The following is a 26,644-nucleotide window of genomic DNA, read 5'->3' on the forward strand; positions in this document are numbered from 1 at the left end:
GCCCCGGAAACGGAGCCGGGTCCGCGGGGGTCTCTCCCCGCGGACCCGGTCACCCGCTCATGTCGCGCTGCGCTGCCCGGGCAGACTCGCCCGGCTGGGTATGTACGCTTCCCGCCCGTGGTCGGCCGCGGCCGACGCGGACAGGGCCTGGGGCGACCCGACCGTGCCGGCCGCCGCCGTACGGCGGGACTGGGGCGGGACGGGGTGCTGCTCCGGGTGGCCGGAGACGGGCGGCTGGCCGGGGTGTCCCGGGTGGCCGACCGGCATGCCGGCGCCTGGTCCGCCCTGGTTGCTCTCGGTGTCCTGGTGCCGCTCGCCCTGCGGGCGGCGGGCACGGTACGCCGCCCGGTACGCGGCCGGGGACGAGCCCAGCTGGCGGCGGAAGTGCCCGCGCAGGGCGACCGGCGACCGGAAGCCGCAGCGCCCCGCCACCTCGTCCACCGAGTAGTCCGACGTCTCCAGCAGGCGCTGCGCCTGGAGCACCCGCTGGGTGATCAGCCACTGCAGCGGAGCACTGCCGGTCAGTGAGCGGAAGCGGCGGTCGAACGTCCGGCGGCTCATGTACGCGCGGGCCGCCAGCGTCTCCACGTCGAACTGTTCGTGGAGGTGCTCCAGCGCCCAGGCGACGACCTCGGCGAGCGGGTCGGCGCCGATCTCCTCGGGTAAAGACCTGTCGAGGTAGCGCTCCTGGCCACCGCTTCTGCGCGGGGGCACGACGAGTCGCCTGGCCAGGGCGCCGGCCGCCTCGTTGCCGTGGTCGGTGCGCACGATGTGCAGGCAGAGGTCGATGCCCGCGGCCGTGCCGGCCGACGTCAGCACGTCGCCGTCGTCGACGAACAGCTCCCGCGGATCCACGTGCACCGACGGATAGCGTTTCGCCAGCGTCGGCGCGTACATCCAGTGGGTCGTCGCCGGACGGCCGTCCAGCAGGCCGGCCGCCGCGAGGACGAAGGCGCCGGTGCACAGTCCGACGATGCGGGCGCCCTCCTCATGCGCCCGGCGCAGCGCGTCGAGCGCCTCCTCCGGTGGCGGAGAAGTGATCGAACGCCAGGCCGGTACGACGACCGTACCCGCGCGCGAGATCGCTTCCAGGCCATGCGGTGCGCTGAGTTCGAGGCCCCCTGTGGTCCGCAGTGGGCCGTCCTCACCGCCGCACACCAGCAGTCGGTAGCGCGGTACGCCGGCGTCCTGGCGGTCAATCCCGAACACCGACAGCGGTATGGAACTCTCGAAGATGGGACCGCCGCTGAACAGCAGCACCGCGACGATCTCCTTGCGGCGTCGCCCGGAAAGCTTCCGGGCCGCGGCTTCCGGCGCGGCAGTGGAGTCGTGGCTCATAACTGCTAAGCCCCCCTCGGTGGTCGCGGCTCCTCGGTTGTGTCGCTCCTGCACGTTTCCCCTCGGTCCTGCACGAGTCCCCCGCCGTAGACAGTCAAGATCGAATCTACTGTGTCCCGTCACGCCGAGTTGGCCGGTTCGGCACTCGGCAGATTGTCGACTTGGCAACTTGGCGTGAAGCATTCGATCACGAAGGGTTGCACTCGTGGGGCGTGCAGGGAAGTGCGCCTCGTCGCGGTGGCCAATCCACGTAGGGTGCGCAGGGCCCCGAAGGCCCTTTCCGTGCAGGTCGAACGGGGGTTGAGGGGTGTTCCGGCCGGGTGATGCACGGGTGTGAGAAGTTGGCTGAAAACCAACGTGCACGTGCACGGAAACCGGTCAGCTGACCGGTGTATCTCCCCCAGTGTGCCGCCCGCCACGGTGCGAGCCCGTTCCGGTGCGGTGGTGCCTGCCCCGGTGGGGCGCCCGGTCCTCGGCCGCCATCCGGGCCGCGCCCCGCTCCGACTGGCGCAGCAGCACCCGGCAGGCGCCCGTGACCGCCGCCAGTGCGAGGGCCGTGCCGGCGGCGCCGCCCGGGGAGGTGCCGTACGCCAGGAGTACGACCGGGACGAGCAGGCAGCTGAAGGCGGCCCAGCGGACCACGTCCCCCGCGGTGTCCCGCGGCGGCGGGGTCACGTCGTGCGCCTCGGAGGAGGGGCGAGGTCCGGGCATGCGTGCTCCCTGTGGCGTGGCTCACCGGGTTCAACGCCCGGCCGCGGGACAGGTCACTGTCCGGCCCGATCACCGTCACGGGTAAGTGAATCCTGTGCAAACCGCCTGTACAGCGCAGCAACCATTGCGTTACGGGCGTCGCCTCGTGCATGCTCCCTGGAACCCGCACGCACGGCGGGCGGTGTCTGGGCGAGGGAGGCGTGCCGCCGTACCCTTGGGGGTATGGGGTTGGGAAGACCATTCCCGGACACAGCTCCGCCGCACGCTGCCGCACTCGTCAGCGAGCACCGCTCGCGAGCCACCCATAAAGGATCACAACGCCGAGACAGCCATGGCCGGTCACGAATTCTTCGAACCCGCGGACCGCAAGCGGCCCGTCGCCGATCCCACGGCGGCCGAGCCCCTGGCGGCGGAAGAGCCTCGCCATTCCTGCGATCCCGCCTTCAAGCACGGGGTCGTGGTCGGCTTCGACGGCTCCACCTCCAGCGAGCGGGCCCTGGCGTACGCGATCGGCATGGCCCATCGCGCCGGGTCGGGCCTGATCATCGTCCACGTCGCCAACCGGCTGCCGACCACGGTGTGGGCGGGCTGTGAGCCGCCCGTCTTCGTGGACGTGCCGGACCACCGGACCGAGGTGCTCGGGCTGGAGCTGGCGTGTGCGGACTACCTCACCGAGGTGCCCTGGATCCTGGTCGAGCGCGGTGGGGACATCTGCCACGAACTCGAGGAGGTCGGCCGGGAGTACGAGGCCGACGCGATCGTCGTCGGGTCGACCAACGGCATCGTGGGCCGGATCTTCGGCTCGGTCGCCGGGCGGCTCGCCAAGCGGGCGCAGCGGCCCGTCGTGGTCATTCCCTGACGTTCTCCGGGTTCCCTGACGTTCGCTGAGCGGTGACTTCCCGGCGATGAACACGGACCCCCCTTGCCTGCGGCAGCACGTGGGGGTCCGTCTTCTTTGTTCGGCCCGTGCGGGCGGGTGGGGGCCTGTCGCGCCCACGCGGCGGAGCCGCAGATCGCCACGGCCCCGCGCCCCTGAGGGAAGGTCAGTTACTCGACCGTCACCGACTTGGCCAGGTTGCGGGGCTTGTCGATGTCCCGGCCGAGGGCCAGAGCGGTGTGGTACGCCAGGAGTTGGAGCGGGATGCCCATCAGGATCGGGTCCAGCTCGTCCTCGTTCTTGGGCACGACGATCGTCTCGTCGGCCTTCTCCTCGTACTGGTGGGCCACCGCGAGGATCTTGCCGCTGCGGGCCTTGATCTCCTCCATCGCCGCGCGGTTCTTCTCCAGCAGGTCGTCGTCGGGGACGATCGCCACCGTGGGGAGGGCCGGCTCGATCAGGGCCAGGGGGCCGTGCTTGAGCTCGGAGGCGGGGTAGGCCTCGGCGTGGATGTAGGAGACCTCCTTGAGCTTCAGGGATGCCTCGCGGGCCACCGGGTAGCCCCGTACCCGGCCGATGAAGAGCATCGAGCGGGCCTCGGCGTACCGCAGGGCCAGCTTCTTGACGTCCTCCTCCTGCTCCATGATCTCGGCGATCTGGGCGGGCAGTTTGCGCAGGCCCTCGATGATGCGCTTGCCGTCGCGGACCGACAGGTCGCGGGTGCGGCCCAGGTGGAGGGCGAGCAGGGCGAAGGCGACCGTGGTGTTGGTGAAGCACTTGGTGGAGACGACGCAGACCTCGGGGCCGGCGTGCACGTAGATGCCGCCGTCCGCCTCACGGGCGATCGCCGAGCCGACCACGTTCACCACGCCCAGGACGCGGGCGCCCTTGCGCTTGAGCTCCTGAACGGCGGCCAGCACGTCGTAGGTCTCGCCGGACTGGGAGACCGCGACGTAGAGGGTGTCGGGGTCGACGACCGCGTTGCGGTAGCGGAACTCGGAGGCGGGCTCGGCGTCGGCGGGGATGCGGGCCAGCTCCTCGATCATCTGGGCGCCGATCATGCCCGCGTGGTACGAGGTGCCGCAGCCGAGGATCTTCACGCGGCGGATGCGCCGGGCCTCACGGGCGTCGAGGTTGAGGCCGCCCAGGTGCACGGTGGAGAAGCGGTCGTCGATGCGGCCGCGCAGCACGCGGTCCACGGCGTCGGCCTGCTCGTGGATCTCCTTGTGCATGTAGGTGTCGTGGCCGCCCATGTCGTAGGAGGCGGCCTCCCACTCGACGGTGGTGGGCTCGGCGGTGGTGCGGGTGCCCTCGGTGGTGTACGTGCGGAAGTCGTCGGCCTTGATGGTGGCCATCTCGCCGTCGTCGAGGGTGACGACCTGGCGGGTGTGGGCGACCAGGGCGGCGATGTCCGAGGCGACGAACATCTCCTTCTCGCCGATGCCGAGGACGACCGGGGAGCCGTTGCGGGCGACGACGATGCGGTCGGGGAAGTCGGCGTGCATGACGGCGATGCCGTACGTGCCCTCGATCAGCCGGAGGGTCTCGCGGACCTTGTCCTCCAGCTTGGTCGCCTGCGAGCGGGCGATGAGGTGGGTCAGGACCTCGGTGTCGGTCTCGGAGAGGAACTCGACGCCGTCCGCCTCCAGCTTGCGGCGCAGCTCGGAGGCGTTGTCGATGATGCCGTTGTGGACGACGGCGACCTTGCCCTCGGCGTCCAGGTGCGGGTGGGCGTTGACGTCGGAGGGGGCGCCGTGGGTGGCCCAGCGGGTGTGGGCGATGCCCGTCGTGCCCTTGAAGCGGGCCGGGACCTTGGCCTCCAGGTCGCGGACGCGGCCCTTGGCCTTGACCATCTTCAGGCCGGACGTCTTCGGGGACGTGACGACGATGCCCGCGGAGTCGTAGCCGCGGTACTCCAGGCGCTGCAGGCCCTCAAGGAGCAGGGGCGCGACGTCACGCTTCCCGATGTAACCGACGATTCCGCACATAGATACGTTCCTAGCCGTAGACGATGCGCCGCAGCTGCCGGAGCGAGAGCTCCGGCGGGGCCACCGCGCGGTATTTGAGATCCGCCTCGATCCGTTCGAAGATCGCCGCGTTGACCAGGCCCTGGGCCTGGAGCTCGCGGTGGCGGCGACGGACGTACTCCTCGGTCGTCTCGTCGAAGTAGGCGAGCACGTCCTGGATCACGCGCAGCGCCTCGCCCCGGCTGAGGGGGCTGGACCGCGTCAGATGATCAACGAGTTCGTCGTGCACCCGGTAGATCCTGAGCCACCGGCGCGTCTTTCGCAAGAATCCTGCCCGATTTCGGGCATACGCGTGTCTACGTGTTCAGCGCGCCGGACTCCTACGAGGGGCACGAGCGCGAGGTTGGACCACTCGTTCCTGCGCGTGGACGTCACCCCCGCGCCGAAGGGCCGCCACACCACCTTGAAGGTGCGGGGCATCGCCGGGACCGGTGAGCGGATCGACCACTTCACGGTGGCGCGCCGGGCCGAGCAGGGCCCGCGGGCCGCATCCGCCGCGACTGCCCGGGACGGGTGCGGAACCCCGGCCCGGACCGCCGCCGCGGCAGGTGCCGTGCGCGTTCCGAGGACACCCTTCCTTCGGGTCAGATGCCGAGCATGGTGTTGAGGTCGTCCAGGGACTTCACCGTCACGTAGTCGTAGCCGTGGGTCACCGGGTCGTAGCCCCGGTCCAGCAGGACCAGATTGCGGAAGCCCATGTCGTGCATCGACATGTGGTCGTAACGGGTGTGCGAGGCGACGTGCACGAAGTCCTCGGGGGAGGCGTCGAGCTGGTCGAGCATGTACTCGAAGGCGGCGTAGCGGGGCTTGTAGTAGCCGGCCTGCTCCGCGGTGAAGACGGCGTGGAAGTCCGCCCCGAGCTTCGGCACGCTCTCCGCGAGGAAGGAGTCGTCGGCGTTGGAGAGGATGACCAGCTTGTAGTGCTCGGCCATCTTCTTCAGCGGCTCCACCACGTCCGGGTGGGGCCCCCAGCCGCGGACGCCCTCGGCGAAGCGTTTGCCCGCGTCGGGGGCGGCTTTCACACCCCACTTGCGGCAGACCCGCTCGAAGGAGTCCTGGAGCACCCGCTCGTAGGGGTAGTACTCGCCGCGTACCTGGTCGTAGCGGTAGCCGCGGAACTCCTTGACGAACTGGTCCCACTGCTCCGCGGGGATCCGGTCGCCGACGAGTTCACGCGTGATGGGGGTGATCGGGTACTCGATCAGCGTGCCGTAGCAGTCGAACGAGACGTACTTCGGCCGGAACTGCAGCGAGGGAATGGCCATGAGGACGCTCCTGTCGTTTCTGGGGAAAACCGCACTTGTCCGGGACTGGCTTCTCAGGGACGCCCGTGGCGGGCTTCCCTCAGGTGCGCGACGACGTGGTCCAGGCTCACCGTCAAGGAACGCTCGATATTGATCCAGTCGTCCTTGGCGTGACCGAGGAGGTAGTCGCGCCGTTCGGGTGCGCGCTCCGCCCGCCAGTTGGTGATCAGCGCACGCAGTGTGAGCCGTGCCAACGCGGCGACGGGGAGCAGCGGGAGTTCCGGGGCCTGGATCGGCCGCTCCCGCTGGTAGCCGGCGGCGAAGGCGCAGGCGTCCTGCCAGGGCTCGTCCGGCGTCCGGCCGAGCAGGTTCGCCATCGGAACGGCGGGGTCGAAGATCACCGCACTGCGCACCGTGTCGCCGAAGTCGATGACACCGGTGACGAAGTGATCGCTCTGTGGCTCCACCACGATGTTGTAGGGGCTGAAGTCCCCGTGGATCACCTGCGTTTCGAGATCGCTCAGCCTCGGGACGACGTGCTCGCCGAAGAGCCGGAAGACCGACCGGGCCAACTGGCGGTGCTCGGGGTTCGGTGTGTGCTCGACCAGTTCGGTCAGCCGGTGGAAATGCCGGAGGTCCCATGCCAGGCCTCGCCGGTCCGCCGGGTGCGTGAACGGCCTGAGTGCCACGTCGATCAGCCCCAGCATCCCGCCCGCCTCGGAGAGCCGCTCCGCGTCCGGGTTCACATCGGCCAGGACCGGGCCTTCGACGAAGTGGAACACCCGCAGGATGCGGGTCCTGCCGCCGCTCAGCCTGATCTGGACGTGGTCGTCGGCGTCGGCGGTCAGCTTCACCCGCTGGACGGGCAGGTGCGGCGCGGTGGTTTCGAGGTGGCGCATCGCGGCGGTCTGGAGGGCGACGACCGCCTCCGCCTCGTCGGGTGGTGAGACCTTCACGAGGTAGTCGCCCGAGTCGGTACCGAGCCTGAACGTGTCGTCCTTCTCGGTCGCCAGTCGCCCCAGGCCCCCGGTGAGGCGGTAGTGCTCCTCAAGGAGATCGCTCACCAGCGACACGTCGATGGGCTCATGGGACGACGTCAGGCCGCTCTCCCGGAAGAGCCGCTGGGCGAAATCCGTAGCTGGTGAGGTGTTCACGGTCAGCCCCCTTCGGCCGGCCTGTCACAGGCGGTTCTTCGCGACCTCGGCGAAGGTCTCCAGGAATCGCGTCACATCGGCGGAGTCGAAGGCCAGTGGAGGACGGATCTTCAGGGTGTTCGCCGACGTGCCCGTGCCGCTGATCAGGACGCGGCGATCGCGCATGTCGTTGATGACGTCTTCGGCGAGTGCGCGGTCGGGCTCGAGGGTCTCCCGGTCCTTGACGATCTCCACGCCGACGTAGAGACCGGCGCCGCGCACTTCGGCGACGTAGGGCGAATCCTCGGTGATCTCCCGCAGTCCCGCCCGCAGAGCGTTGCCGTTCTCCAGGACGCGCTGCCGCACGTTCTCCTTCTCGAAGACGTCCAGCACCGCGGCGCCGGCGGCCACGGGGATGGAGCTGCCGCCGAAGGTGTTGAAGTAGCGGACGTTGCGTCCGAACTCCTCGCAGACCTCGGGGCGGAAGACCACGCCGGAGATCGGCAGGCCGTTGCCCATCGGCTTGCCCATGGTGACGATGTCCGGCACCACACCGTGGCGGCTGAAGCCCCACATCGACTCCCCGAGCCGGGCGAACCCGGACTGGACCTCGTCCGCGATGTAGACACCGCCGGCCGCGTGCACCTCCTCCACCACGGCCCGCAGGTAGCCGGGCGGGTCCGTGAAGATGCCGTCGCTGCTGTGGGCGCAGTCGGTGATCAGGGCCGCGAGCCGGTAGCCGTGGCGCTCCAGGTCGCCGATCGCCCCGCGTACCTGCCGCCGCATGTGCTCGGCGAGCGTGGATCCGGGCGCGACCAGGCGCGGGTCAGGAGCGTCGATGAGCCGGACGTTCGGGCCCAGCGGCGAGCCCGCGCCGAGGGTCGGTGAGAAGCTCGCCACCTCACGGGTGAGGCCGTGGTAGGCCCAGCGGGTGACGATGACGCCCTCGCCGCCCGTGTGGAATCGCGCCACCCGTACCGCCAGGTCGTTCGCCTCCGATCCGCTGCACGCGATGCTCAGCCTGGACAGCTCCTCGGGGAACGTCGAAAGAAGCCGCTCCGCGTAGTCGACCAGTGCCTCCTGGACGTAGCGCGTGTTGGTGTTGACCACCGCCATCTGGCGGGCGACGGCCTCGGCCACGTGGGGGTGGGCGTGCCCGACGCACGGGACGTTGTTGTACGCGTCCAGGTAGTCGTTGCCGTCACGGTCGATCAGGTGGGCCCCGTGACCGGAGACGAACTCGACCGGCTCCCTGTAGATCAGTGTGTAACCGGGACCCAGCACCTTGTTCCGGCGCTGGATGGTCGCTTGGAGGTGCTCGGGGAGCTCGCTCAGTACCCCGGGGTCGAACCGGTTGGGGTAGTGGGCGATCGCCCGACTCAGTGTCGAGGTCATCAGGCACACCTTCAGTCTCGTCCGGGATTGCTCGTTGCGTTGGCCGGAACCATAGCAGCATTTCTTCCAGTTCCAAACTGAAACTAGAAACTCCCTGCCGACCGGCGTACCGCGCTCGCTATGGTCATCACGTGACCAACCCGACCTCTCGCGACTACAACAAGGCATCGGTCCTCGACGTGGTCCTCTCCCACGCGCCCTTGACGCGGAACCAGCTGATCGAGCTGACGGGCCTGAGCAAGGCCACCGTGTCCAGAGCCGTGGAGGAGCTCCGTGCCGACGGCTTCGTCATCGACGGCGGGGTCGACGAGATCACCGGCCGCGGCCGCCGCTCCACCTATCTGGACCTGCCCGGCACGACCGGGCACGTCGCCGGAGTCAGCTTCGGTGTCCAGACCACCGGTGTTCTGGTGACCGACCTGAGGGGGCGGGAGATCCACCACGTGACGGTGCCCACCGTCGATCACCAGGAGGTCGAGGACGCCGCGGGATGGCTGGTCGACCTCGTCGCGCGGGCCGCCCGGTCCGCGCGGGGGCCGCTGCGTCAGATCGTCGTCGCGGTGCCCGGCCGGGTCCGGGGCGGCACGGAGATCTTCGGCCCCGCGGAGTCGATGAGGATCTTCGCCGGCTCTGACCTGCACCGAGCCGTCGAGGACCTGGTCGAGGCCCCCGTGCTCCTCGACAGTGACGCCAACGCGGCCCTGCTGGGCATCCTCACCGACGACGCGACCGTCAAGAACGCCGCGCTCTTCAGCGTCAGCACCATACTGAACTTCGCCGGCTGCACAGATCACGAGCTCGTCCGGGGAAGCACACCCACCTTCGGCGACATCGGCGTGCTCTCCTCGGGGACCGGCGACGAGAACCTCGACGAGCTGCTCAGCACCCGGGGTCTCCTCCGGTTCGCCCGCAAGCGGGGGCTCGACCTGGAGCGCATCGAGGACCTCTGGCAGCGACCGCACACAAAGGCGCCGTACGCCGAGGTGCTGCAGGCGTTCACCACGGCGGTCGTGACCGCCGTCAGTGTCGTCGCGGTGACGCTCGACCCGGAGTCGGTCTACTTCGTGGGCCGGCTGCGTCCGCTCGTCGACGTCGTCCTTCCGCAGGTGCGCGAGCGGCTCGACCAGAACCTTCCGGCCGTGCCGGACATCAGGACGGGTCCGCATCAGATCGGTCTGTCGACGGCACAGGGAGCGGTCTACGCCTGCCTGGCGATCGCTCAGGAACGACTGCGGGACGCCGTGCTCAGCGCGCGGCGCCAGAGTCAGGCCGCCGTGCAGGCGGCTGCACCGGCCTTCTGAGCCGCACGCGCCCCTGAGAGACGAGCACCCCCGGTGGACCGTACACCGGGGGTGCTCGTCTGCCTGCGGGTCAGAACTTCGCGATCGGGTTCTTCAGTTCGCCGACCAGCTGGAGTGCGCCGGACGGGTCCGCGAGGTCCACCATCTGCTGGTTGTTGCGCAGCTGGAGGCGGTTGAGGCAGGACAGCGCGAACTCGGGGGCGAACATGTCGTACTGCTCGAACTTGTCGGCCAGTTCGGGTGTCGCCTCCTGGTAGGCGCGGGTGACCTCCGCGACCGTGCGCCAGAAGTCGTCCTCCTCCAGGATCCCCTCGGTGGCGAGGTTCGCCGCGAGGAAGCGGAAGAAGCAGTCGAAGACATCCGTGAAGATCGACAGGAGTTTCGTCTCCTCCGGCACCTCCACCCGCAGCCGCTCCACCGTCGGCGGCAGCACCGCCTCCGGGTCCATGACGGCGATCTCCTCGGCGATGTCCTTGTAGATCGCGCGCTGCACGGCCCCGTCCTTCAGCACGAGGATGACGTTCTCCCCGTGCGGCATGAAGACCAGGTCGTAGGCGTAGAAGCTGTGCAGGAGGGGCGTGAAGTACGCCTGGAGGTAGCGGCGCAGCCACTCCGTCGGGGCGAGACCCGACTGTTCGATCAGCGCGCCCGCCACCGACGCACCCTCATGGTCGACATGGACCAGGGACGCCATGGTGGCCAGCGACTCGCCCTCCTGGAGCGACGGCACCGGGCTCTCCCGCCACAGGGCGGCGAGCATCTTGCGGTACGGCGAGTAGCGGTCCGTGGCCCTCTCGTACTCCAGGTGCCGGTAGCCGACCGCGGCCCGCTCCCGGATGATCGACAGGCCGGTGGACTTCAGCACCGGGTCGCCCTCGATGAGCTGGGCCAGCCAGTCGTTGATCGCCGGCGTGGCCTCCATGTAGGCGGCCGACAGGCCGCGCATGAAGCCCATGTTGATGACGGACAGGGCCGTCTTCACGTAGTGCTTCTGGGGGCTGGTCGTGTTGAAGAAGGTGCGGATGGACTGCTGGGCCAGGTACTCGTCGTCGCCCTCGCCCAGACACACCAGGTGTTTGCGGGCGACCTCGGCCGCGAAGGTGACGGTGAGCTTGTTCCACCACTGCCAGGGGTGGACGGGGATCAGGAGGTAGTCGGCCGGGTCGAGGTCCTGCTCGCGCAGCACGCCGTGGAAGCGCTCGACGGTCTCCGCGCCCAGCTCCTCGCGCAGGAACGACTCGTACTCGATGCCGACCCCGGCCGTGAACGCGGCACGTGAGCGGTGTGCCGCGAGCCAGACCAGCCGGATGGGGCTCGCCGTCTCGGGGGCGTACGACAGGTACTCGTGGATGCCGAAGCCGAGCCGCCCGTTGTTGGCCACGAAGCAGGGGTGGCCCTCGGTCATGCCGGTCTCGATGGTCTGGAAGTCGCCGCGCGCCAGCTCGGCCGCGGTGAGCTGGGGCTTGGTGAGCTTGTAGCAGGTGCCGGAGAGGGTGGAGGAGATCTCCTCCAGGTAGACGGGCAGGATGGCGTCGCTCAGGCCCAGGGACTTCCGCAGTTCGATGAAGAAGTCCAGGGCCGCCAGCGGCTGCTCGGCGCCGTCGCGGTGGCGGGTGATCGACTCCGCGTCGACCTGCCAGTGGTCGAGGGCGCGGCGGGTGGCCCTGAAGGTGTACCGGGTCTGACCGTCGTCGCTGCGGACGACGTACTCGCCGTCACCGGTGGCCTCCGGCGTGATGAGCCGCTCATGCGCGAACTCGGCGAGCGCCTTGCGGATCAGCAGGCGGTTGGCCCGCGCCCAGCGGTGGGGGGACAGATGCGCCACGGCGTCGGACAGGGTCATACGGCTACTCCTCGGGCGGCCGAGAACTGCGCGCGGGTGCAGAAGCTCAGCAGCGCGCGCTTCTCCGGCTTGTCGATCTCACGTACGGGCACGAAGCCGACGGCCTCGTTCAGCGCGTGCACGGCCTTGTTGCTCACATCGGGCTCCACGACGACCCGCCGGGTGCGCGGGTCGGCGAACAGCTCCTCCATCACGGCGGTGATCACGGCCCGGGTGAAGCCGTGGATGGGACGGTCCGTCGGGGCGACCAGGAAGTGCATGCCGACGTCGCCGGGCTCCGGGTCGTACAGCCCGGCCAGCTCCACGTACCGGGGGTCGTACTTCTCCATGAGGAAGGCAGGCACGCCGTCGTGGAGGCCGAGGTACGCGTCGTGGTGCTCGTGCGCCGCGATGCGCAGGTACTCGCGCTCGACGTCCTGGAGTGCCGCGTCCTGCATCATCCAGTAGGCCGCCTTGGGGTGGGTGACCCAGGAGTGCAGCAGCTCGGCGTCCTTCAGCGGGTCGAGGGGGCGGAGGGTGAGGGATCCGATGCTCATACGCTGAACTCCTGGAACGCGATCGTCTTCTCGACCGGGTAGTACTCGGTGCCGAGCAGCTCGCGGATGATGTACGCGTTCCGGTACGGGCCCATGCCCAGGTCGGGGCTGGTGATGCTGTGGGTGTGGACGCCGGCGTTCTGGAGGAAGACCCCGCGGCCGGTGATGTCGATGGCGTAGTTGCGGGCCACGTCGAAGTTGCCCTGCGAGTCGTAGACCAGGCGGTCGCGGACCGGCTTCAGGAACTCGGGCTCGGCGTAGCGGTAGCCCGTGGCCAGGATGAGGCCCTCGGAGGTCAGCTCGAAGTCCTTCTCCTGCTCCTCCTGGCGGAAGCCGAGCGTGTACGTGCCGTTGTCGTACACCGCGCTGTTCAGTGAGGAGTTGGTGAGCAGCCGCGTGGGCACGGGACCGCCGAGGCTCTTCTGGTAGAGCAGGTCGAAGATCTCGTTGATCAGGTCGCCGTCGATGCCCTTGAACAGGCCCTTCTGCTCGCCCGTGAGGCGGTAGCGGGTGGCCTCCGGCAGCTCGCGGAAGTAGTCGACGTACTCCGGGGACGTCATCTCCAGCGTGAGCTTGGTGTACTCCAGCGGGAAGAAGCGGGGGGAGCGGGTGACCCAGTTCAGCCGGTAGCCGTGGACGTCGATCTCGCTGAGCAGGTCGTAGTAGATCTCGGCGGCGGACTGGCCCGAGCCGACCAGAGTGATCGAGTCCTTCTTCTGCAGCTCGGCCTTGTGCCGCAGATAACGGGAGTTGTGGATGAAGTCGCCGCCCAGGCCCCGGCAGGCCTCGGGGATGTGGGGCGGGGTGCCGGTGCCGAGGACCAGGTGGCGGGCGCGGAACACGTCACCGGCCTCGGTGTGCACGACATACACGTCGTCCTCGTGGCGGACTTCCGTCACCGTCGTGCCGAAGCGGATGTTGCTCAGCTTGTTCGCGGCCCAGCGGCAGTAGTCGTCGTACTCGACGCGCAGCGGGTAGAAGTTCTCCCGGATGTAGAACGAGTACAGCCGGCCCTTCTCCTTCAGGTAGTTCAGGAAGGAGTACGGCGACGTGGGGTCGGCGAGCGTGACCAGGTCCGACATGAACGGGGTCTGGAGGTGGGCGCCGTCGAGGAACATCCCCGCGTGCCACTCGAAGTCGGGCTTCGACTCCAGGAAGACGCCGTCGAGTTCGGCGATGGGTTCGGTCAGGCAGGCCAGGCCGAGGTTGAAGGGGCCGAGCCCGATGCCCACGAAGTCATGAGTCGCGGGAAGGGGGGCCGGGTTGTCAGGACGCGCGGTCAAGGGACTCTCCCAGGTACTGCTCGGCGTGGCCGGCGATCAGATCGAGGACGGCGGCGATGTCGGACGCCTGCGTCTCGGGGTTGAGGAGGGTGAACTTCAGGTAGTGGCGGCCGGCGACCTTGGTGCCCGCGACGATGGCGTCACCGGAGGCGAACAGGGCCTTGCGGGCGTAGAGGTTGGCGCGGTCGATCTCGGCGGGGTCGGTCACGTCCGCCGGGATGTAGCGGAACACCAGGGTGGACAGGCTCGGCTCGACCACGACGTCGAAGCGCGGGTCGGCGGCGAGCAGCCGCCAGCCCTCGCGGGCCAGTTCGCACACCTCGTCGAAGAGCTGCCCGATGCCGTCGGCACCCATGGTCCGCAGGGTCATCCACAGCTTCAGGGCGTCGAAACGGCGGGTGGTCTGCAGGGACTTGTCCACCTGGTTGGGGATCCGTTCCTGCGCCATGCGGCGCGGGTTCAGGTACTCGGCGTGGTAGGTCGCGTGCCGCAGCGTGGCCGCGTCACGGACCAGCACGGCGGAGGAACTCACCGGCTGGAAGAAGGACTTGTGGTAGTCGACGGTGACCGAGTCGGCGCGCTCGATGCCGGTCAGGCGGTCCCGGTGCTTCAGGGAGGCGAGCAGGCCGCACCCGTAGGCGGCGTCGACATGCATCCAGGTGCCGAACTGCTCGCACAGCTCGGCGATCTCGGGCAGCGGGTCGATGGAGCCGAAGTCGGTGGTGCCGGCGGTGGCGACGACGGCCATGGGGACGAGGCCGTCCTCCCGGCAGCGCTCCAGCTCGCGGGCGAGGGCGACGGTCTGCATGCGCTTGTCGTGGTCGACGGGGATCGAGACGACGGCGTCCTGGCCGAGTCCGAGCAGTTTCGCGGACTTCTGCACGCTGAAGTGGCTGACCTCGGAGGCGAAGACGCGCAGTTCGGCAAGGCTGCCGCCCTTCGCCTCCTCGCGGGCCAGCAGCAGTGCCTGGAGGTTGGACTGGGTGCCCCCGGAGGTGAACACGCCGTCCGCGGCCGACCCGAGGCCGATGCGCTCGTTCGTCCAGTCGATCAGTTTCCGCTCGATGAGCGTGCCGCCGGCCGACTGGTCCCAGGTGTCCAGCGAGGAGTTCACGGCGGACAGGACGGCCTCGCCGAGCACGGCCGGGATGACGACCGGGCAGTTGAGGTGGGCCAGGTAGCGGGGGTGGTGGAAGTAGATCGCGTCCCGGAGGTAGACCTCCTCCAGTTCGTCGAGCACCGCGGCGGTGTCGTGCAGCGGCTGGTCGAGGTCGATCTCGTCGACCCGGGGGGCGAGGGCGTCGACGCTGACGCCGGTGAACGGCCTGTCGGTGGCGGCGAGTTTGGCGGCCACCCGCTCGACTCCTTCGGTCACGGAGCGGCGGTACTGCTCCGCGGTGGTGTCGTTGAGCAGGTGCGAGCGCATGTAGGGGTCCTCCGGTGGGGACAGTCCGGTGCGGGACAGGGTGGTTGAACCGCCGGTTCAACTTAGGTAAGCCTAACCTAATCTGTGGGGTGAGGGGCAGTCCCCTGCCGTGACCGTGGTCACTCAGGTCTTCGGAATCTGACGAGCGGTCAACTCTCGTCCCGCAGCTGCTCCTCGCTCACGCCGTGGCGCCAGTAGCCGACGAACGTGACCCGGCGGCGGTCGATCCCGCGCTCGTGCACGAAGTGCCGCCGCAGTCGCTTCACGCCGGTGGACTCGCCGGCGATCCAGACGTAGGGGCGGTCCGCGGCCGTGACGGGGGTGTCGCGGAGGAGGTCGAGGGCCATGGGCGATTCCTTGGCGCTCCCCGTCTCCTCCCGCACCAGCCAGGTGATCTCGGCGTCCGCCTCGGTCGCCAGGTCCTGCACGTCCCCGGCGTGCGGCACCTCCAGCCAGACCCGCGCGCGGGTGCCGGCCGGGAGCGACTCGACGATGGCCGAGGCGGCCGGTACGGCGGTCTCGTCGCCCCAGAGGATCACCAGGCCGGTGTCCTCCGGCGGCCGGAAGCGGATCGCCCGGTTGTCCGCGATGGCCGGACCCAGAAGCAGGACCCGGTCTCCGGCGGTGGCCCGGGCGGCCCAGCGGGAGGCGGGGCCCGCCTGGACGGAGCCGCCCGGCTCGATGCCGTGCAGGGCGAAGTCGATGTCGATCTCGTCCGGCTCGCGCCGCAGTGCGCGCAGGGTGTACGAGCGCATCACGGCCCGCACGTCGTCCGGCAGTTCACGCCACCCCTGCCACCATCCGTCACCGAGCTCGAGCGGAACGACCGGCTCGGGCTGTCCGGGATGGGGCAGGAACAACGACAGTGACTGGTCGCGCCCGCCGGAATGGAAGGCGTGCAGATCCGGGCCGCCGAAGGTGACACGGATCAGGGACGGACCGAGCCGCCTCGTCCGTACGACCTGCAGTGAGAAGAAACGGAACGGGGCGGCTACGGCGGTGGTCATCTATGGCTCCTGAGTTGACGTCAGGCGGCGGGGACGCGCCCTTCAGGGGCGCGGGGAACTGCGCGACCAGCCACAGCGGACCCGCAGTCGCATATGCTGGGCAGCCCTCACGGCGCTGAGCGCTCAGCTGACCTTCTTCGCGGTCTCGATGGCCTTCGCCAGGTTCTCCACCAGCGGCACGCACTTGTCGTACGACAGGATCGGCTCAGCCGAACGCGCGACGACCTGCCCGGCCTTCACCGCCGGCAGCTTCTTCCATGTCGCCTCGGTGATGTCCGCCGGCTGAATCGCCGAGGAGCGGTCGTCCATCATGATGACGTCGGCCTTGTACTTGTCGACGTTCTCCCAGCTCAGGCTCTCGAACCAGCCGCCGCCCTCGGCCTTGGCCTTCTCCGGCGGCTCGACGAAGTTCACGCCGAGGGCCTTGAAGTACTCCAGGTCGACGGAGAGGTTGGTGCCGGAGACGTAGAACAGCTCCTGGCTCGCGGAGCCGGCCATCACCTTGATGTCGGGGTGCGCCTTGGCGGCCTTGCGCAGCCGCTCCGAGGCCTCCTCGAACCGCTTCTTCGCGTCGGTGGCCTTCGCGGCCTTCATGTCGCCGCCGAGGGACTCGGCCAGCTCCCACATGCGCTGCAGCGGGGCGGTGAGCTGCCGGTCGTAGACGGAGATGCCGACGCTCGGCGCCACCTTGGCGATCTTGTCCTTGGAGTCCTCGGGGACGTACCAGAGGGTGCCGGCGTCGTCGAACATCGTGCTGATCAGCACGTCCGGTGCGAGGGCGGCGTACTTCTCGACGTTGAACTGGTCCCAGGCGTTGCCGAGGACGGTCACCTTGCTGATGTCCATGTCGCCGGCCTGGACGTCGGGCTTGCCGTCCTGCGTCTTGGTCGGGCCGAAGACGCCCTTGACGGAGACCCCGTAGTCGTACAGGGCGGCGGCGACGCCGGTGAAGGCGACTATGTTCGCGGGCACCTTGTCGAGCTCGACGTTCTTGCCGCGGTCGTCCTTGAAGGACCAGGGGCCGGACTTGGCGGCGCCCGTCGAGCCCGATCCGCCGTCCTTGGAGTCTTCACTGCCGCACGCGGTCACGAGGGCGCCGAGTCCGAGGGCACCACCGGCGGCGAGGATGCCGCGGCGGGAGAGGCGGGCGGTTCTGGCGTTCGACATTGCTGGGTCTGCTTTCGTGCGTACGGAGCTACTTCGGGCACGGCTGACAGCCGCTTGGCTGGGTCAGGCTTAGGTTAGCCTAACCTCAGATCTTGTCCAGTGGAGCCCTGATATCCGTGCCCGTGGGAGAGAGCCGGGATGCCCGCCGAAGCAGTGATCCGAATCACGGGAGCGCCGGGACGTCCCGGCGAGCCCCGCCTATGACGTGAGGCGGCTCGCAAGGGCCCGGACCAGGTCGGTCCGGGCGACCCGGAGCGCGAACTCCCCGCCCTCGGACGCCGGTTTCGCGTACCAGGGCAGGCCGCGACGGCGCCACTTGGCGGCAGCGAGGTCCGCCGACGTGTGCGGCAGCGGCAAGGCCCAGGACCCGATCCGCAGTTGGCCCTTCCACACTCCGGGAGGCAGCTCGGTGACGGGCACCCGAACCAGGAAATCCCCGCCGGCCCGGGAGGCCGGGCGGGCGGGGAACACGGCGCTGCCACCCCGGCCGTCCTTCAGGTGAACGGCGAGGGCGCCGTCCGGGAAGGCGGCGAGCGCGCACCGCCCGGCGAACTCCAGTTCCGTGGGCGCGCCGGGAGCCCAACGCACCGTCGGGACGCTCAGCTGCGGCAGCACTTCGTGCTTCCGCTCACCGATGTCGAGCGTGAAGTTGCCGTACGGTCTGGTGGTGTACAGCGTCACGGCACGGATCCCGTCGCCGGTGTTCACGAGGTGCGTCGCCGGCGCGCCTGAGACACCGCGGTCCCGCCTGCTGCCGATCCGGACCTCGCGGGAGATGCCCTGGGCGCCGATCGCGAGGGAGATGTCCCAGAGGCCGTCGGCGAGCGGTAGGCCGTCCCCGGCGGTGGTGATGTCGACGGCGGCCTCGAAACCGGCGTTGCCGTAGCGATAGCTCCCCTCGTCCTCGTCCTCGCCGAGCCGGGGGGTCGCCGTGTGCGTGACCGGAAGCCGGTACTCCGTCCCACTGTCCCGCTCCCGCAGGACGAGCTCGGTGGACACGTCCTCGGTGGCGACGCGGTGCAGGTATCCGTGTCCGGCCAGGTGCAGCACCGTGCCACGCGGTTCGGCGCGGCTGACGTGGTGGCGCACGCCGAGCTGGCTGGTCACGTCGTAGCAGGTGTCGGGGATGCCTCGGGACCGGTCGCGGAGGTAGGGGTAACGGGCGTAGGCGCGGCCGCCGTCGACGAGGACGGGGGTCGCGACACCGCTCCGGGCCAGCTCCCGCTCGAACCGGACCAGTTCGAGGAGTTCGTCCAGCATGGTGTGCCTGACGAGATGCAGACGCAGGCGGGCCATCGCCGACAGCCGGTCGTTCATCCCCTCGTGCCAGAGTGGCGCGATGACCTCGGCGAGCCGGGCCAGGGTCTTCTCCTGCTCGGGGCGGGGCTCGTGCACGAGGTGGTCGAGGAGCTGCCGCACCTCCACCGTCAGGTGGCGGTGGGCCAAGTGGTCACGTCGGGGACCGGGCGGTACCTCTTCCAGGAGCAGGTCGACGACGCGAGGCAGGAAACGCAGGCGGGGTTCCGAGCCGCCGGTGCGCAGTGTGATGTTGCCGCTGTCCTCGCGCTCGACCCAGAACAGGCAGTCGTAGTCGGCGAGTACGGAGATGCCGTCCGCGTGGAGATAGGCGGGGCCGACGAAGAGCTGGTCCTCGCCGATTCTCAGATCCGTCGGGAACCGCAGCTCCAGCCGCTCCAGCAGGCTCCGGCGGAACAGCTTCATGGGGTTGAGCGTCCAGTAGACGCGCGACGAGAACACGTCGGTCCTCGGCTGGTTGCCACGGAACATCGACGTGGGCGCCCCGCGCCCGCCGACCCCGACCATCTTGCCGAGTACGACGTCGGTGCCGTTCTCCTCGGCCATGGTCACCATGCGTTCCAGTGCCTCGGGGGCCAGGTAGTCGTCGGCGTCCAGGAAGAAGACGAACTCGCCTCGGGCGTGGTCGAGTCCCTTGTTTCTTGGTGCTGATGGCCCACCGGAATTCGCCTGGTGAAAGACCCGTAACAGGGTCGGGTATTCGCTCGCGAGCCGGTCGAGTTCCTCGCCCGTCCCGTCGGTCGAGCCGTCGTCGACGGCGAGAATTTCCAATGCCTCCTGGCCGATGCTCTGCTCGGCGACGGAGGTGACGCAACGCGTGAGATAAGGCATCGCGTTATAGGCAGCGATAATCACCGAAACGGCAGGGCCGGTCATTCTGAAGCTCCCCCAGTGAAACGAGGCACGCCCCTTCCGACGGCTCGTCAGAATGCGGCGGTGGTCAGCTCGCGCGCAGGGGGAAGTGCCATAGTTGCAGGGAACTTACCATGACGTTTATGTGCGCACTGAGTGGCTATCTTGTGAAGCGTCAGCTCGGGGGGGGGGCTTTTCGGCCAGGGATCCGTCAGGACTGACGGTAGCGCCGGAACGCCGAGGTCTCCACGGTCCAGGGGCCGAACGGCACCGAGTCCCCGAAGATGTAGGGGTCCTTGCGGCTGTAGCGGTTCCTGCAGGGGTCGGAGTGGACCTCGATGGTGCCGGTGCGGGGGTCGACGATCAGGTAGTGCGGGATGCCCATGGCGGGATATTCGGTCAGTTTCTCGCCATAGTCGTTGTTCGGGTTCGACGGTGAGACGATTTCGACGACCGCCAGGACCTGCGTCGCGTCGACGGCGAGGCCTTCCTCGTCGAGTGCGGACTCGGGGATGACGACGGCGTCGGGGCGGCGCATGCGGCCCATCGCCGGGTGCTCGATCTCGGGACCGTTCGCGCAGATGCAGCCGGGATGAGTGCCGAGGAGCTGCTCGTCCAGATGCTTGCAGATGCGGCGGACCGTGCCCTCGTGGCGCTTCGAGGGGCACTCCATGGCCAGTATCGCGCCCGACGGGCCATCTCGACGCTCCAGGACCCTTCCAGGTGCTCGGCGAATGCTCCGAGCTGCTCGGCGAGTGCGCCTACGCGGGGAAGGGGGCGGGAGCCCGCTTTCTGGCCGGCGCGGGCCCCCGGGGCCGGTCGGTCAGCCCGCCAGCCCCAGTTCCCGGGCGATCAGCATCCGCTGCACCTCGCTCGTGCCCTCGCCGATCTCCAGGATCTTGGAGTCGCGCCACATGCGGGCGACCGGGTACTCGTTCATGAAGCCGTAGCCGCCGTGGATCTGGGTGGCCTCGCGGGCGTTGTCGACCGCGACCGTGGAGGAGTGGAGCTTCGCGAGGGCGGCTTCCTTCTTGAAGGGGGCGCCGGAGACCAGGCGGGCCGCCGCGTCGCGCCAGGCCAGGCGGGCCGTGTGGGCCTTCATCTCCATTTCGGCGATCTTGAACTGGATGGCCTGGTTGGCGGCGATCGGCTTGCCGAAGGCGTGGCGTTCCTTGGCGTACTTGACGGATTCGTCGACGCAGCCCTGCGCCAGGCCCGTCGCCAGCGCCGCGATCGCGATGCGGCCCTCGTCGAGGATGCGCAGGAACTGGGCGTAGCCCCGGCCCTCTTCGCCCAGGAGGTTCGCCGCCGGGACGCGGACGTCCGTGAAGGACAGTTCGCGGGTGTCCGAGGCGTTCCAGCCGACCTTCGAGTACGGGGCCGCGATGGTGAAGCCGGGGGTGCCGGAGGGGACGATGATCGAGGAGATCAGGGGCTTGCCGTCCGGGGCGCGGCCGGTGACCGCGGTGACGGTCACCAGGCCCGTGATGTCCGTGCCCGAGTTGGTGATGAAGCACTTCGTGCCGTTGATGACCCACTCGTTCGTCGACTCGTCCAGGCGGGCCGTCGTGCGGGTCGCGCTCGCGTCGCTGCCGCCGTCCGGCTCCGTCAGGCCGAACGCGCCGAGGAGTTCGCCCGCGCAGAGGCGGGGGAGCCACTCCTGTTTCTGGGCCTCGGTGCCGTAGCGGTAGAGGGGCATCGCGCCGAGGGAGACGCCGGCTTCGAGTGTGATGGCGACCGAGGAGTCGACTCGGGCGAGTTCCTCCAGGGCCACGCCCAGCGCCAGGTAGTCGCCGCCCATGCCGCCGTACTCCTCGGGGAACGGCAGGCCGAACAGGCCCATGCGGCCCATCTCCCGGACGACCTCGTACGGGAACTCGTGCCGCTCGTAGAAGTCGCCGATCTTGGGTGCCACGACCTCGTGCGCGAACTCCTCGACGGTGCGGCGGAGTTCTTCCAGCTCGGGGGAGAGACGGTAGTCCATGGTGGTCACTGCTCCTCGGTGTCCTCGTGGGACAGGGCTCGGACGGTGCGGGACGGGCTGGGCCGGCCCAGGTGGGTGGCCATCCACGCGCTTGTGGCGACGAGGCGGCCGAGGTCGATGCCGGTGTCGATACCGAGGCCCCGCAGCATCCACACGAGGTCTTCGGTGGCCAGGTTGCCCGTCGCCGACTTCGCGTACGGGCAGCCGCCCAGGCCGCCCGCCGAGGCGTCCACCGTGGTGACGCCCTGCCGGAGCGCCGTGAGGGTGTTGGCGAGGGCCTGGCCGTAGGTGTCGTGGAAGTGGACGCCGAGGACGGACGGCGGGACGTCTGCCTCGTCGAGGGCCGCGAGGAGCGCGACCACATGGCCCGGGGTCGCGACCCCGATCGTGTCGCCGAGACTCAGCTCGTCGCAGCCCATGTCCAGCAGGGCCCGGCAGACCTTCACCACCTGGGGGACCGGGACCGCGCCCTCCCAGGGGTCGCCGAAGCACATGGAGAGGTAGCCGCGCACATGGACGTCCGCGGCCTTCGCGCGGCTCACCACCGGGTCGAACATCGCCAGCGCCTCGTCCACCGTGCGGTTGAGGTTGGCCTTGGCGAAGGACTCCGTGGCGCTGGCGAAGACAGCGACCCGCCGGGCGCCCAGCGCCAGGGCGCGGTCCAGTCCGCGTTCGTTCGGGACGAGGACCGGGAGGGCCACCGGGAGGTCGCCGACCATCGGGAACAGCCGCTCCGCGTCCGCCAGCTGCGGGACCCACTCGGGGTGGACGAAGCTGGTCGCCTCGATCGTCGTCAGGCCCGCGTCGGCGAGGCGGCGGATGAACTCCGCCTTGACCTCCGTGGGGACCGTCTTCTTCTCGTTCTGCAGGCCGTCGCGCGCGCCCACCTCGTGGATGCGGACGCGGCTGGGAAGATCCCTGGCCGGTACGGCCATCGGGAGTCCTGGGACTGTCATTCCGCAGCCTCCTCGTGCGGTGCGATGACCGCCAGCACCTGGTCCATGGCGACCGTGGTGCCGGGCGACACGTCCAGTTCGGTGACCTTGCCCGCGTGCGGGGCGGAGACGACGTGCTCCATCTTCATCGCCTCCACCACCAGCAGGCTCTGGCCCGCGCTCACCTCGTCGCCGACGGCGACCTTCACCACTGTCACCGTGCCCGGCATCGGCGCGGTCAGCGAGTCGGCGCCCGCGTGGGCCGCCCGGGTGAGGGACGCGGCCACCGGGTCGTGGTCGTGTACGTGCCAGGCGTCGCCGTCGCGGCCCAGCCAGTCCTCGGCGCGGTGGAAGGTGTGGCGGACGCCGTCCAGGGCGACCACGACCCGGTCGTCGCTGACGGTGGCGGTGCCGCGCGGGGTGTACTCCAGGGGCTCCCGCACCCGCAGGTGGAAGACGGGGGGCTTCCGGGCCCCGCCGAGTCGCCAGCCGCTGGGGACCGAGAAGGGGTCCGTCCAGCCCCCGCCTGCCCCGGGCGTCAGCGCGTCCAGACGCACGGCCGCCGCCGCCTCGTACACCTCCTCCGGTACGTCCGCGCGGACGAGCCCGTCGACCTCCCGCTCGACCAGACCCGTGTCCAGGTCGCCGGCGACCACCGCCGGGTGGGCGAGCAGGCGGCGCAGGAAGCCGGCGTTGGTCTGCACGCCGAGCGTGACCGTCTCGGCCAGGGCCGAGCGGAGCTTGCGCAGGGCCGTCGCGCGGTCCGGGCCGTACGCGATGACCTTGGAGAGCATCGGGTCGTAGAGGCTGCCGACCTCCGTGCCCTCGGTGAGGCCGGAGTCGGTGCGGACGCCGTCGCCCTGCGGCTCGCGCAGCTTCAGCACCGTGCCGCCGGAGGGGAGGAACCCGCGGGCCGGGTCCTCGGCGCAGATGCGGGCCTCCACGGCGTGGCCCGTCAGCCGGACGTCTCGCTGCTTGAAGCCGAGGGGCTCCCCGGCCGCCACCCGCAGCTGCCACTCGACCAGGTCCAGGCCCGTGATCAGCTCCGTGACCGGGTGCTCCACCTGGAGGCGGGTGTTCATCTCCATGAAGTAGTACGACGACGGGTCGTCGCCCGGGACGATGAACTCCACCGTGCCCGCGCCCCGGTAGCCGCAGGAGCGGGCCGCCTGGACCGCCGCCTCACCCATCGCGGCGCGCGTCTCCTCGTCGAGGAGCACGCTCGGGGCCTCCTCGATGATCTTCTGGTGGCGGCGCTGGAGGGAGCACTCGCGCTCCCCGAGGTGGACCACGTTCCCGTGGCCGTCCGCCAGGACCTGGATCTCGATGTGGCGGGGGCGGTCGATCCAGCGCTCCACGAGGAGCGTGTCGTCGCCGAAGGAGGCGCGGGCCTCGCGGCGGGCCGAGGCGATCTCCTCCTCCAGCCGGGTGAGGTCCCGCACCAGGCGCATGCCCTTGCCGCCGCCGCCCGCGCTCGGCTTCAGCAGCACCGGCGCGCCCAGCTCGCGGGCCGCCTGAGCCAGCTCCGGGTCGCGGCCGCCGGGGACCACCGGCACACCGGCCTCGCGGACCGTCTCCTTGGCGCGGATCTTGTCGCCCATGAGGGCGATCGCGTCCGCCGGAGGACCGATGAAGACCAGTCCCGCCTCGGCGCAGGCGCGCGCGAAGGCGGCGTTCTCGGCGAGGAAGCCGTAGCCCGGGTGGACGGCCTGCGCGCCCGTGCGGGCGGCGGCCCGCAGCAGGCGCTCCACCGACAGGTAGCTCTCCGACGCCGGGGCCGGGCCGATCCGGACCGCGGTGTCCGCCTCGCGGACGTGCCGGGCGTCGGCGTCCGCGTCGGAGAAGACGGCCACCGAGCGCACGCCCATCGACCGCAGCGTACGGATCACCCGTACGGCGATCTCGCCGCGGTTGGCCACCAGTACTGTCTCGAACATCGTCGTCCGTCCCCTCACATCCGGAAGACGCCGAACTGGGGGTCACCCAGGGGCGCGTTGGCGCACGCGGTCAGGGCCAGGCCCAGGACCTGGCGGGTGTCCATCGGGTCGATCACGCCGTCGTCCCACAGGCGGGCCGTCGCGTAGTAGGCGTTGCCCTGGCGCTCGTACTGGGCGCGGATCGGGGCCTTGAAGGCGTCCTCGTCCTCGGCCGGCCAGGACTCGCCGCGCGCCTCCATCTGGTCGCGCTTGACGGTCGCGAGGACCGAGGCCGCTTGCTCGCCGCCCATGACCGAGATCTTGGCGTTCGGCCACATCCACAGGAAGCGGGGGGAGTACGCCCTGCCGCACATGGAGTAGTTGCCCGCCCCGTACGAGCCGCCGACCACGACCGTCAGCTTCGGCACGCGTGTGCAGGCGACCGCCGTGACCATCTTGGCGCCATGCTTGGCGATGCCGCCCGCCTCGTAGTCCTTGCCGACCATGAACCCGGAGATGTTCTGCAGGAACACCAGCGGGATACCGCGCTGGTCGCACAGCTCGATGAAGTGGGCGCCCTTCTGGGCGGACTCGGAGAACAGGATGCCGTTGTTGGCGACGATGCCCACCGGGTGGCCGTGGATCCGGGCGAAACCGGTGACCAGCGTCTGGCCGAACTCCGACTTGAACTCGGCGAAACGGGAGCCGTCGACGACCCGGGCGATGATCTCGCGCACGTCGTACGGGGTGCGGGAGTCGACCGGGACCGCGCCGTAGAGACCGTGCGGGTCGACCTTGGGCTCGGTCGCCTCCGTGACCTGCCAGGGCGGTGCCCCGCGCGCGGGGAGCGTGGAGACGATGGTGCGGACGATGCGCAGCGCGTGCGCGTCGTTCTCCGCGAGGTGGTCCGTGACGCCCGAGGTCCTGGAGTGGACCTCGCCGCCGCCCAGCTCCTCCGCCGTGACGACCTCGCCGGTGGCCGCCTTCACCAGGGGCGGCCCGCCCAGGAAGATCGTGCCCTGGTCGCGGACGATCACCGCCTCGTCGCTCATCGCCGGGACGTACGCCCCGCCGGCCGTGCAGGAGCCGAGGACCGCGGCGATCTGGGGGATGCCGGCGCCGGACATGCGGGCCTGGTTGTAGAAGATGCGGCCGAAGTGGTCGCGGTCCGGGAAGACCTCGTCCTGCATGGGGAGGAAGGCGCCGCCGGAGTCCACGAGGTAGACGCAGGGGAGGCGGTTGTCGAGGGCGACCTCCTGGGCGCGGAGGTGCTTCTTGACCGTCATCGGGTAGTACGTGCCGCCCTTGACGGTGGCGTCGTTGGCCACGATCACGCACTCGCGGCCGCTGACCCGGCCGATGCCGGCGATGACGCCGGCCGCCGGGGCCTGGTCCTCGTACATCCCGTCGGCCGCGAGCGGGGCCAGCTCCAGGAACGGCGATCCCGGATCGAGGAGCGTGTCGACGCGGTCGCGGGGGAGCAGCTTGCCGCGCGCGGTGTGGCGGGCGCGGGCCTTCTCGCCGCCGCCCTGTGCGGCCGCGGCCAGCTTGCCGCGCAGCTCCTCCACGAGGGTGCGGTGCGCCTCCTCGTTGGCCCGAAAGGCCTCCGACGCGGGGTCTGCCGCGCTCGTGAGCTCCGGTGCCTCGTGCATCCTGCGGGTCCCCTCACTGGTTAATGAGCGTTAACGCATTTCCTTCAGGTTAACGACCGCTAACCTCGCTGTCTAGAATTGATTTCATGACCACCAGAAGCGACGCCCCGACCCGCCGCGAGCAGATCCTCAAGGAGGCCGCGCGGCTGTTCGCCGAGCGGGGCTTCCACGGGGTAGGGGTCGACGAGATAGGTGCCGCGGTCGGGATCAGCGGGCCCGGGCTGTACCGGCACTTCGCCGGCAAGGACGCGATGCTCGCGGAGCTGCTGGTGGGGATCAGCGGGCAGCTGCTGACCGGGGCGAAGCGGAGGCTGGCGGAGGCGGACGGGGGCGGGCCGGAGGCGGTCCTCGACTCGCTGATCGAGGGGCACATCGACTTCGCGCTCGACGACCGGCCTCTGATCACCCTGCACGACCGGGAGCTGGATCGCCTCCGGGACAGTGACCGGAAGATGGTGCGGCAGCTGCAGCGGCAGTACGTGGAGCTCTGGGTGGGGGTCGTCCGGGAGGCGCACCCGGAGCTCGGGGAGCCGGCGGCCCGGTCCGCCGTGCACTCGGTGTTCGGGTTGCTGAACTCGACGCCTCACCTGGGCAGGGGCGGGTCGTTGCCCGGACGGGGGGCCACGGCGGAGTTGCTGCACCGGATGGCGCGGGGGGCGTTCGCGGCGGCGGGTGGTTAGGGAGGGCCCGCCGGCCGGTC

Annotated in this window: 22 protein-coding genes and 1 pseudogene; 4 read left to right on the forward strand and 19 right to left on the reverse strand. The window is 70.0% G+C overall.

The window, feature by feature from the left end; translation table 11 throughout:
- Positions 1–57: 57 nt before the first annotated feature.
- Both IE212_RS12225 and IE212_RS12230 read right to left on the reverse strand, forming a co-directional pair.
- Positions 58–1,338, reverse strand: coding sequence for a helix-turn-helix domain-containing protein (locus tag IE212_RS12225; protein WP_190197812.1), 1,281 nt, complete (start codon positions 1,336–1,338; stop codon positions 58–60).
- 378 nt (positions 1,339–1,716) lie between these two features.
- Positions 1,717–2,049, reverse strand: a complete 333-nt coding sequence (locus tag IE212_RS12230) for a hypothetical protein (protein ID WP_190197813.1) — start codon at positions 2,047–2,049, stop codon at positions 1,717–1,719.
- A 331-nt stretch (positions 2,050–2,380) separates the two neighbouring features.
- On the opposite strand from IE212_RS12230, the gene IE212_RS12235 reads away from it, so the two are divergent.
- Complete coding sequence (locus IE212_RS12235; protein WP_190197814.1) at positions 2,381–2,908, forward strand: universal stress protein; 528 nt, start codon at positions 2,381–2,383, stop codon at positions 2,906–2,908.
- Between the two features lie 188 nt (positions 2,909–3,096).
- On the opposite strand, the gene glmS is transcribed toward IE212_RS12235, so the two are convergent.
- Both glmS and IE212_RS12245 read right to left on the reverse strand, forming a co-directional pair.
- Complete coding sequence (glmS, locus tag IE212_RS12240) at positions 3,097–4,914, reverse strand: glutamine--fructose-6-phosphate transaminase (isomerizing) (protein WP_190197815.1); 1,818 nt, start codon at positions 4,912–4,914, stop codon at positions 3,097–3,099.
- Between the two features lie 10 nt (positions 4,915–4,924).
- Positions 4,925–5,182, reverse strand: coding sequence for a hypothetical protein (locus IE212_RS12245; protein ID WP_030241288.1), 258 nt, complete (start codon positions 5,180–5,182; stop codon positions 4,925–4,927).
- A gap of 65 nt (positions 5,183–5,247) precedes the next feature.
- Here IE212_RS12245 and IE212_RS34895 point away from each other — a divergent pair.
- A pseudogene (locus tag IE212_RS34895) lies at positions 5,248–5,425 on the forward strand (phosphoesterase); the annotation flags it as partial.
- 112 nt (positions 5,426–5,537) lie between these two features.
- Here IE212_RS34895 and IE212_RS12250 read toward each other — a convergent pair.
- Genes IE212_RS12250 through IE212_RS12260 form a run of 3 tightly spaced genes read right to left on the reverse strand, consistent with a single transcriptional unit; the run spans position 5,538 to position 8,725 of the window.
- Positions 5,538–6,218, reverse strand: a complete 681-nt coding sequence (locus IE212_RS12250; protein ID WP_190197816.1) for a haloacid dehalogenase type II — start codon at positions 6,216–6,218, stop codon at positions 5,538–5,540.
- Between the two features lie 53 nt (positions 6,219–6,271).
- Positions 6,272–7,351: a phosphotransferase gene (locus IE212_RS12255; protein ID WP_229864237.1), complete on the reverse strand. Its 1,080-nt coding sequence runs from the start codon at positions 7,349–7,351 to the stop codon at positions 6,272–6,274.
- A 24-nt stretch (positions 7,352–7,375) separates the two neighbouring features.
- On the reverse strand, positions 7,376–8,725 hold the full coding sequence (locus IE212_RS12260) for an aspartate aminotransferase family protein (protein WP_190197817.1): 1,350 nt from the start codon (positions 8,723–8,725) through the stop codon (positions 7,376–7,378).
- A gap of 131 nt (positions 8,726–8,856) precedes the next feature.
- Here IE212_RS12260 and IE212_RS12265 point away from each other — a divergent pair, with 131 nt between their 5' ends.
- Positions 8,857–10,026, forward strand: coding sequence for an ROK family transcriptional regulator (locus IE212_RS12265; RefSeq protein WP_190197818.1), 1,170 nt, complete (start codon positions 8,857–8,859; stop codon positions 10,024–10,026).
- 70 nt (positions 10,027–10,096) lie between these two features.
- Here the strand turns inward: IE212_RS12265 and IE212_RS12270 are convergent, their stop codons facing one another.
- The 12 genes from IE212_RS12270 to IE212_RS12325 form a co-directional block, all read right to left on the reverse strand.
- Positions 10,097–11,869: an IucA/IucC family protein gene (locus IE212_RS12270; protein WP_190197819.1), complete on the reverse strand. Its 1,773-nt coding sequence runs from the start codon at positions 11,867–11,869 to the stop codon at positions 10,097–10,099.
- Positions 11,866–12,405, reverse strand: a complete 540-nt coding sequence (locus IE212_RS12275) for a GNAT family N-acetyltransferase (RefSeq protein ID WP_190197820.1) — start codon at positions 12,403–12,405, stop codon at positions 11,866–11,868. The genes IE212_RS12270 and IE212_RS12275 overlap by 4 nt, the downstream gene beginning before the upstream one ends.
- Positions 12,402–13,688: a lysine N(6)-hydroxylase/L-ornithine N(5)-oxygenase family protein gene (locus IE212_RS12280; RefSeq protein ID WP_190197821.1), complete on the reverse strand. Its 1,287-nt coding sequence runs from the start codon at positions 13,686–13,688 to the stop codon at positions 12,402–12,404. The genes IE212_RS12275 and IE212_RS12280 overlap by 4 nt, the downstream gene beginning before the upstream one ends.
- Positions 13,672–15,114 (reverse strand): lysine decarboxylase DesA, encoded by a 1,443-nt coding sequence (gene desA / locus IE212_RS12285; RefSeq protein WP_190197822.1) that lies wholly within the window; start codon positions 15,112–15,114, stop codon positions 13,672–13,674. Before desA ends, IE212_RS12280 begins: the two co-directional genes overlap by 17 nt.
- A 149-nt stretch (positions 15,115–15,263) precedes the next feature.
- Positions 15,264–16,121 (reverse strand): siderophore-interacting protein, encoded by an 858-nt coding sequence (locus IE212_RS12290; protein WP_190197823.1) that lies wholly within the window; start codon positions 16,119–16,121, stop codon positions 15,264–15,266.
- Between the two features lie 123 nt (positions 16,122–16,244).
- On the reverse strand, positions 16,245–17,288 hold the full coding sequence (locus IE212_RS12295) for an ABC transporter substrate-binding protein (protein ID WP_190197824.1): 1,044 nt from the start codon (positions 17,286–17,288) through the stop codon (positions 16,245–16,247).
- 198 nt (positions 17,289–17,486) lie between these two features.
- Complete coding sequence (locus tag IE212_RS12300; RefSeq protein WP_190197825.1) at positions 17,487–19,481, reverse strand: glycosyltransferase family 2 protein; 1,995 nt, start codon at positions 19,479–19,481, stop codon at positions 17,487–17,489.
- Positions 19,482–19,668: 187 nt separating this feature from the next.
- Positions 19,669–20,130 (reverse strand): Uma2 family endonuclease, encoded by a 462-nt coding sequence (locus tag IE212_RS12305; protein ID WP_308430194.1) that lies wholly within the window; start codon positions 20,128–20,130, stop codon positions 19,669–19,671.
- A gap of 150 nt (positions 20,131–20,280) precedes the next feature.
- Complete coding sequence (locus IE212_RS12310) at positions 20,281–21,441, reverse strand: acyl-CoA dehydrogenase family protein (RefSeq protein WP_190197826.1); 1,161 nt, start codon at positions 21,439–21,441, stop codon at positions 20,281–20,283.
- Positions 21,442–21,446: 5 nt separating this feature from the next.
- Entirely contained in the window at positions 21,447–22,397 is a 951-nt protein-coding gene (locus IE212_RS12315; RefSeq protein ID WP_190197827.1) for a hydroxymethylglutaryl-CoA lyase, read from the reverse strand.
- Entirely contained in the window at positions 22,394–24,313 is a 1,920-nt protein-coding gene (locus IE212_RS12320; protein ID WP_190197828.1) for an acetyl/propionyl/methylcrotonyl-CoA carboxylase subunit alpha, read from the reverse strand. Before IE212_RS12320 ends, IE212_RS12315 begins: the two co-directional genes overlap by 4 nt.
- 14 nt (positions 24,314–24,327) lie before the next feature.
- Complete coding sequence (locus IE212_RS12325; RefSeq protein ID WP_190197829.1) at positions 24,328–25,944, reverse strand: carboxyl transferase domain-containing protein; 1,617 nt, start codon at positions 25,942–25,944, stop codon at positions 24,328–24,330.
- Between the two features lie 86 nt (positions 25,945–26,030).
- Between IE212_RS12325 and IE212_RS12330 the strand changes: the two genes are divergently transcribed.
- Positions 26,031–26,624, forward strand: coding sequence for an SACE_7040 family transcriptional regulator (locus IE212_RS12330; protein WP_190197830.1), 594 nt, complete (start codon positions 26,031–26,033; stop codon positions 26,622–26,624).
- The last annotated feature ends 20 nt before the right edge of the window (positions 26,625–26,644 follow it).

This window comes from Streptomyces djakartensis (assembly GCF_014651075.1).
In the GTDB taxonomy this organism is placed as follows: Bacteria; Actinomycetota; Actinomycetes; order Streptomycetales; family Streptomycetaceae; genus Streptomyces; species Streptomyces djakartensis.